The sequence below is a fragment of the Arthrobacter sp. R4 genome, from assembly GCF_051365025.1.
Classification (GTDB): Bacteria; Actinomycetota; Actinomycetes; order Actinomycetales; family Micrococcaceae; genus Arthrobacter.
In genome coordinates, this window is record NZ_JBLWIJ010000003.1 from 125,627 (window position 1) to 133,149 (window position 7,523).

Genomic DNA, 7,523 nt, shown 5'->3' on the forward strand with positions numbered 1-7,523 from the left:
TCGTTGATTCCGCATGGCGGGGATGGCCGCCGGGATAGGATACCTAGGTGACTGAACCGAGCCCCGCCGCGCCCGCACCCCTCTTCGGTGCCTCCGACATACGCCGGCTGGCGGAAGAGATCGGAATCCGGCCCACAAAGACTCTCGGACAAAATTTCGTCATCGACGGCAACACCATCCGCAGGATCGTCTCAGTTGCCAATATCGGAGCTGACGAGACCGTCCTGGAGGTGGGTCCTGGGCTCGGCTCCCTGACGCTGGGGCTGCTGGACGCCGCAAAGTCGGTAGTCGCCGTCGAAATTGATCCGGTCCTGGCCGCGAAGCTGCCCCATACCGTTACTGAATGGCGGCCAGGGGCCGTTGACGACTTCCACCTCGTCCAGGCTGACGCGATGAAGGTGACGACGCTGCCCGTGGAACCGACCGCGCTCGTTGCCAACCTTCCCTATAACGTGGCCGTACCAGTGGTCCTCCATCTGCTTCAGCACTTCCCGAGCCTCCAACACGGCCTCGTGATGGTGCAGGACGAAGTGGCCGACAGGCTCGCGGCAGGACCGGGATCCAAGACGTACGGGGTGCCGTCCGTCAAAGCCGCGTGGTACAGCAGCATGCGCAAGGCCGGGGTGATCGGCATGAACGTGTTCTGGCCTGCACCTAAGATCCACTCCGGGCTAGTAGCCTTCACACGGAGGGAGCCGCCTGCCACGACTGCCACGCGGGAACAAGTCTTCGCTGTGATCGACGCTGCGTTTGCGCAGCGTCGCAAGACCCTGCGGGCGGCCTTGGCGGGCTGGGCAGGTGGCGCGGCCGAGGCCGAGCGCTGCCTGGTGGCAGCTGGCGTCGATCCCACGGCCCGGGGCGAAGTCATCGATATCTTAGCCTTCGCAAGGATTGCCGAAGCCCGTGAGGCCACCGCGTGAATGCGCTTGCAGGACGGTTCGCCGCGCGGACCGTCCGCGTTAAAGCCCCGGGGAAGGTCAACGTTTCCCTGGATGTGGGCCCGCTCCGGCCGGACGGCTACCATTCGGTCGCCAGCGTGTACCTGGCGGTCTCTCTTTACGAAGAGGTCTCCGCCACCAGCATGGAGGCCCCGGGCATTACAGTCAGCATCAGCCCGGACAGCACCCTTGACCTCGACGGCGTGGACATCCCGCTGGATGAGAACAACCTTGCCTACAAAGCCGCTGCCATCATGGCCGATGTCTCCGAACATGCCACGGGGGTCCACCTCGAGATCACCAAGCGCGTGCCGGTCGCTGGAGGCATGGGCGGTGGTTCGGCGGATGCTGCTGCGACGTTGCTGGCGTGCGATGCGTTATGGAACAGCGGCCTGTCGCGGGAGGAATTGGCCCACTTGGCGGGGGAGTTGGGTGCCGACGTTCCGTTCTCCCTGCTGGGCGGGACGGCCGTGGGCCTGGGCCTGGGCGACGAACTCTCGCCGGCGCTGGCCAAGGCCCAGACCGACTGGGTGCTGGTGGCAGCTGAGTACGGCCTCAGCACCCCGGAGGTATACCGGACCCTGGACAGGCTTCGCGAGGCCGAGGGCGTTGTGGCAGCCGAGCCGGACGGCGTGGATCCCAAGATCCTGCAGGCACTGCGCAGCGGAGACGCCGAAGCGTTGAGCAGGGTGCTGGTGAACGACCTGCAGCGTGCCTCCATTGAACTGGCCCCGGACCTCCGCAGCACGTTGGGCATGGGCGAATCGCTCGGCGCCATCGCCGGCATCGTCTCAGGCTCGGGTCCAACTGTGGCCCTGCTGGCCCACAGCCCGGCGGCGGCCGAAAGCCTCGCGGAGGACCTGCTGCACCATGGTCTTACGGCCTGGGCTGTGCACGGGCCCGTGCCGGGTGCCCGCATCATCTCCGATACCCTCCTTTAAGAGCCCTCTTCGTATTAAGCAGTAGAAAGCAGTCCCCTTGGCACACCTTCTTGGCGGCGAAAACCTCACGGTTTCGTACGCGACGCGCACCGTCCTGGACGGCATCACCCTCGGACTTGAGGAGGGCGACCGGATCGGCATGGTGGGCCGGAACGGCGACGGCAAATCGACGCTCATGCGCCTGCTGGCTATGCGCTCCACCCCGGATTCCGGCCGGGTGACCAAGCGCAGCGAAGTCAACATCGGATACCTGGACCAGAGTGACGTACTCGACGGCGACCTCACCGTCGGTGCTGCGATCGTGGGCGACCAGGCCGACTATGAATGGGCCCGCAACCCCCAAATCCGCGAGGTCATGGGCGGACTGGTGTCCGACGTCGACTGGCACGCGAACGTCCACGCCCTGTCCGGTGGGCAGAAGCGGCGGGTGGCGCTTGCCAAGCTGCTGATCGAGGACCATGACGTCATCATGCTCGACGAGCCCACCAACCACCTTGACGTCGAAGGCGTCGCGTGGCTGTCCCGGCACCTGAAGACCCGGTGGCGGGCCAACCAGGGCGCCTTCCTCGTGGTCACGCACGACCGCTGGTTCCTCGACGAAGTTTGCACCAAGACCTGGGAAATCCACGACGGCATCATGGACCCGTTCGACGGCGGCTACGCAGCCTACGTCCTGGCACGCGCCGAGCGTGACCGCTCGGCCACGGTGATGGAAAGCAAGCGCCAGCAACTGGTGAAGAAGGAGCTGGCGTGGCTGAGGCGCGGCGCCCCTGCCCGCACGGCCAAGCCGAAATTCCGGATCGAGGCAGCCAATGCCCTGATCGCCGATGTTCCGGAGCCGCGCGACTCCACGGCACTGAGCAAGATGGCCACGGCCCGCTTGGGCAAGGACGTCCTGGACCTGGAAAACGTGTCGCTGGACTACCTTGGCGGCGATGAAGGGCAGAAGCTCTTCGACAACATCACCCTGCGGCTTGCGCCTGGTGAGCGGCTGGGCCTGGTGGGCGTCAACGGTGCCGGCAAGACCACCCTGCTGAAGCTCCTGAACGGCCAGATCGAGCCGTCCTCCGGCAAGCTGAAGCGCGGCAAGACTGTGGTCACCGCCGTGCTGACCCAGGAAGTCAAAGAACTCGACGACGTCTCGGACCTCCGTGTTATCGAAGTGATCGAGCGCGAGAAACGATCCTTCAACGTGGGTGGCAAAGAATTCACGGCAGGCCAGCTCGTGGAGCAGCTTGGCTTCACGAAGGAGAAGCAGTGGACTCCGGTGAAGGATCTCTCCGGCGGTGAGCGTCGGCGCCTCCAGCTGTTGCGGCTGCTGGTGGGGGAGCCGAACGTGCTGATGCTCGATGAGCCCACCAACGACCTCGACACAGACACCCTCGCCGCCGTCGAGGACGTCCTGGACGGCTGGCCGGGCACCCTCGTGGTGGTGAGCCACGACCGCTACCTGCTGGAGCGCGTCACCGACCACCAGATGGCACTCCTGGGTGACGGGAAGATCCGCGCCCTGCCGCGCGGCGTGGACCAGTACCTGGAGCTCCGCGAATCAGCGTTGGCCGGATCCACCATCACCGGCGGCGGCAATCCCGTCACCGGTCCGAGCGGCAGCGCAGCTCCCGCATCCTCCGGAGCCTCCGAAGCCGAAAAGCGCGACGCCCGCAAGGCCAAGAACCGGATCGAACGCCAATTGGGCAAGCTCGAACAGCAGGAAAAGAAGCTCCACGACCAGATGGTCAAAAGCACCGCCGAGAACGACTTCGATGCCCTGGGCGAGCAAAACAAGAAGCTCAAGGACCTCGCCGGTGAACGCGAAGCGCTGGAACTCGAATGGTTAGAGGCCCTGGAAGTCCTCGGCGAGTAGCCTGTTGGGCCTCGCCGGCCTCGGTCGCCTTGGGCGAGGGCACGTTACCTTGCCGCCGTGGAACAGTCGGCAACCCACGCGGAACCTTCTGCAGGTTGGGGGTGGGGGTGCCTGGGCGGCTGATCCCCAATGGAACCTTCGGCAATCGCGGGGCAGGGGGTCTTCGTGTAGTCGCGCATCGCGGCGCATCGGGCGCTGGAGGTCGCTCAGCGACCGCAGGTGCCCCTATGCGTCGTGTCTAAGCGACGGCGAAGGGCCACTGCGCCGCCGTGGTGACCACGGACGACGGCGAAGGGCGCCTGCGCCGCGAAGGCAACCACTGAGGCTTGCAAAGCCGGCCGGAAGACTCAGCCCTCGGACGTCAGCTCCGGTTCCTTCTTGAGGCCTGTGAGGCCGTTCCAGGCGAGGTTGACCAGGTGTGCCGCGACCGTGTGTTTGTCCGGTTGGCGGCTGTCCTGCCACCACTGGCCGGTCATGGCCACCATGCCCACGAGCATCTGCGCGTACATGGCGCCGTCCTCGGCGCTGAAGCCGCGACGATCGAATTCGTCGGAAAGAATGTGTTCCACCCGGGCGGTGACGTGGGACAGCAACGTGGAAAAGGCGCCTTCCGGCTGCGACGGCGGGGCGTCCCGCATCAGGATGCGGAAGCCGTCGGTGCGGTCCTCGATGTAGGTCAGCAGGGCGAGGGCGGCGCGCTCCACCATGATGCGCGGCTTGGCTTCTTCGGTCAGGGCGCTGTTGATCGCGTCGAGCAGGATGCGGAACTCGAAGTCCACTACCTCCGTGTACAGGCCTTCCTTGGAACCGAAGTGTTCATAGATGACCGGTTTGGATACCCCGGCGCAGGCGGCAATCTCCTCAATCGTTGTTCCGTCGAGTCCTCGGATGGCGAAGAGCCCGCGTCCCACCTCGATCAGCTGGCTGCGCCGTTGCAGGCCTGTCATGCGAATCCGAGGAGGGTTGTTGGTCACATTTCCATCATGCCTTACCGTCGGGCAGCGACTCGATGATGGCGGATTCCGGCCGATGTCGCATCGGGCCCCGAACCCATGGCAAAATAAATACTTGTGCCCGGGCCTTGTGCCGGCGGCATGGTCCGCTCTGGTGTAATGGCAGCACCCCGGCCTTTGGAGCCGTGGAGTATAGGTTCGAATCCTATGGGCGGAACTGCTGTGCGATGACCGTCCAGTAGGATGATCTCGGTGCCGCACCAGGCCGCCGGCCCGGCCGGCACCGCGCCGGCGCACGGCGCATGCAAGCACCGCGCAAACAAGCAAGGAGAGCCCGTACGTGATCCCCGAGACTACCGGCCCAGCCGCCGTCATCGTTCTGGCAGCAGGCGCCGGTACCCGGATGAAATCCCGTACCCCCAAGATCCTCCACGAAATTGGCGGCCGCTCCATGGTGGGGCATGCCTTGCTGGCCGCCCGCAGCATCAACCCCCGGCAGCTGGCCCTTGTTGTCCGGCATGAGCGTGACCTCGTGGCCAAGCAACTGGTGGACCTTGACCCGGACGCCGTCATCGTTGACCAGGATGACATTCCGGGCACCGGCCGCGCCGTTGAAGTTGCGCTCCACGCCCTCGACGCACACCAGCCGCTGACCGGCACGGTCGTTGTCACTTACGGGGATGTTCCGCTTTTGACCGGCAGCCTGCTGGCCGAACTCGTTGCCACCCATGAACGCGAATCCAACGCGGTGACCGTCCTGACGGCTGTGCTGGACGACGCCACCGGCTATGGCCGCATCCTGCGCGGCGACGACGGAACCGTCACGGGCATCCGTGAGCACAAGGATGCTTCCGAAGCGGAGCGGCTCATCCGCGAGGTCAACTCCGGCATTTACGCCTTCGACGCCGCTGTCTTGCGCGATGCGCTGGTGCACGTCACCACCGAGAATTCGCAGGGCGAAAAGTACCTCACTGACGTTCTGGGGCTGGCGAGGCAGTCGGGCGGCCGGGTCGCCGCCGTCGTCACCGAGGACCGCTGGCAGGTTGAGGGCGCGAACGACCGCGTCCAACTGTCGGCGCTCGGGGCAGAACTCAACCGCCGGACCGTCGAGGCCTGGATGCGGGCCGGCGTCACCGTGGTAGACCCCGCCACCACCTGGATCGATTCCACCGTCACACTCGATGAGGACGTCCGGATCCTGCCCAATACCCAACTGCACGGCGCCACGAAGGTGGCCCGCGACGCCGTCGTCGGCCCCGACACCACCCTGACGGACGTTGTAGTGGGTGAAGGAGCAAAGGTGGTCCGCACCCATGGTTCCGGCGCGGTGATCGGAGCGGATGCCGCCGTCGGGCCTTTCACGTATCTCCGTCCCGGCACAGTCCTGGGCGACACCGGCAAAATTGGCGCCTTCTACGAAACGAAGAACGTCACCATCGGCCGCGGTTCCAAACTGTCCCACCTTGGCTATGCCGGCGACGCCGAGATCGGCGAGGACACCAACATCGGTTGCGGCAACATCACGGCCAATTACGACGGCGAGAAGAAGCACCGCACAGTCATCGGCTCTGGCGTCCGCACAGGTTCCAACACAGTGTTTGTTGCCCCCGTCACCGTGGGCGATGGGGCCTACAGCGGTGCCGGCGCCGTGATCCGCAAGGACGTACCGGCCGGCGCACTGGCAGTGACGCTCGCCGCGCAGCGAAACTCGGAAGGCTGGGTCCTGGCCAACCGGCCCGGCACACGCTCCGCAGAGCTGGCCCAGGCGGCCACCGAAGATTCCTCAAGTACCCAGGCACCTACAGAAGAGGGCAAGCAATAATGAGCGAAATTACGGCGCACGGCGAGAAGAAGCTGGTGCTTGCCGCGGGGCGGGCACATCCCGAGCTTGCCCGGGAGATCGCTAAGGAGCTGGGAACCGAGCTGCTGCCCATCGACGCGTACGACTTCGCCAACGGGGAAATCTACGTGCGCGCCGGTGAGAGCGTCCGCGGCACGGATGCCTTCGTCATCCAGGCGCACCCGGCACCGCTGAACAACCACCTCATGGAGCAGCTGATCATGATTGATTCGCTGAAGCGGGCATCCGCCAAGCGCATCACCGTAGTTTCGCCGTTCTACCCTTACTCCAGGCAGGACAAGAAGGGCCGCGGCCGTGAGCCGATTTCCGCCCGACTGGTCGCAGATCTGTACAAGACTGCCGGTGCTGACCGCATCATGAGCGTTGACCTGCACACTTCCCAGATCCAGGGATTCTTCGACGGCCCCGTTGACCACCTCATGGCCATCCCGCTGCTCGCTGACTACATCCGCACACGGGTTGCCGCGGACAACATCACGGTCGTCTCCCCGGACACCGGACGCGTCCGGGTGGCCGAGCAGTGGGCGGAGCGCCTCGGCGGCGCCCCGCTGGCCTTCGTGCACAAGAGCCGCGACCTCACCGTTCCAAACCAGGCAGTCTCCAAAACCGTTGTTGGCCAGATCGAAGGCCGCACCTGCGTCCTGATCGACGACATGATCGATACGGGCGGAACCATCTCCGGAGCCGTCCAGGTGCTCAAGAACGCCGGGGCCAAGGATGTCATCATCGCCGCGACCCACGCCGTCTTCTCCGACCCTGCCGCCCGTCGGTTGTCCGAGTCAGGCGCCCGCGAAGTGGTGGTCACCGACACCCTGCCCATCCCTGCCGCCAAGCGCTTCCCCCAGCTGACGGTTCTGTCCATCGCGCCCCTGATTGGACGCGCCATCCGCGAAGTGTTCGACGACGGATCCGTCACCAGCCTGTTCGACGGCAACGCCTGATCCTGGTGGTGGGGGGGGGGGGGGG

The 7,523-nt window shown here is 65.6% G+C and carries 6 protein-coding genes and 1 tRNA gene; 6 read left to right on the forward strand and 1 reads right to left on the reverse strand.

Annotation, left to right across the window (positions count from 1 at the left end):
* Positions 1 to 47: 47 nt before the first annotated feature.
* Genes rsmA through ACLKOZ_RS02650 form a run of 3 tightly spaced genes read left to right on the forward strand, consistent with a single transcriptional unit; the run spans position 48 to position 3,743 of the window.
* Positions 48 to 920: a 16S rRNA (adenine(1518)-N(6)/adenine(1519)-N(6))-dimethyltransferase RsmA gene (gene rsmA, locus ACLKOZ_RS02640; protein ID WP_337346607.1), complete on the forward strand. Its 873-nt coding sequence runs from the start codon at positions 48 to 50 to the stop codon at positions 918 to 920.
* Complete coding sequence (locus ACLKOZ_RS02645) at positions 917 to 1,879, forward strand: 4-(cytidine 5'-diphospho)-2-C-methyl-D-erythritol kinase (protein WP_337346606.1); 963 nt, start codon at positions 917 to 919, stop codon at positions 1,877 to 1,879. The genes rsmA and ACLKOZ_RS02645 overlap by 4 nt, the downstream gene beginning before the upstream one ends.
* 37 nt (positions 1,880 to 1,916) lie before the next feature.
* Positions 1,917 to 3,743, forward strand: a complete 1,827-nt coding sequence (locus ACLKOZ_RS02650) for an ABC-F family ATP-binding cassette domain-containing protein (protein ID WP_337346605.1) — start codon at positions 1,917 to 1,919, stop codon at positions 3,741 to 3,743.
* 347 nt (positions 3,744 to 4,090) lie between these two features.
* Here the strand turns inward: ACLKOZ_RS02650 and ACLKOZ_RS02655 are convergent, their stop codons facing one another.
* Positions 4,091 to 4,717 carry a TetR/AcrR family transcriptional regulator gene (locus ACLKOZ_RS02655; protein ID WP_436472596.1) on the reverse strand — a complete coding sequence of 209 codons (627 nt, stop codon included), beginning with the start codon at positions 4,715 to 4,717 and terminating at the stop codon, positions 4,091 to 4,093.
* 124 nt (positions 4,718 to 4,841) lie between these two features.
* On the opposite strand from ACLKOZ_RS02655, the gene ACLKOZ_RS02660 reads away from it, so the two are divergent.
* The 3 genes from ACLKOZ_RS02660 (at position 4,842) to ACLKOZ_RS02670 (ending at position 7,498) form a co-directional block, all read left to right on the forward strand.
* Positions 4,842 to 4,913, forward strand: a tRNA-Gln gene (locus tag ACLKOZ_RS02660).
* Between the two features lie 123 nt (positions 4,914 to 5,036).
* Positions 5,037 to 6,518: a bifunctional UDP-N-acetylglucosamine diphosphorylase/glucosamine-1-phosphate N-acetyltransferase GlmU gene (glmU, locus tag ACLKOZ_RS02665; RefSeq protein WP_436472598.1), complete on the forward strand. Its 1,482-nt coding sequence runs from the start codon at positions 5,037 to 5,039 to the stop codon at positions 6,516 to 6,518.
* Positions 6,518 to 7,498 carry a ribose-phosphate diphosphokinase gene (locus ACLKOZ_RS02670; RefSeq protein WP_337346602.1) on the forward strand — a complete coding sequence of 327 codons (981 nt, stop codon included), beginning with the start codon at positions 6,518 to 6,520 and terminating at the stop codon, positions 7,496 to 7,498. The genes glmU and ACLKOZ_RS02670 overlap by 1 nt, the downstream gene beginning before the upstream one ends.
* Positions 7,499 to 7,523: the final 25 nt, after the last annotated feature.

Excerpts from the sequence above, each read along its gene's own strand:
- ACLKOZ_RS02670 (WP_337346602.1), top strand. The coding sequence starts at position 6,518 with ATGAGCGAAATTACGGCGCACGGCGAGAAGAAGCTGGTGCTTGCCGCG.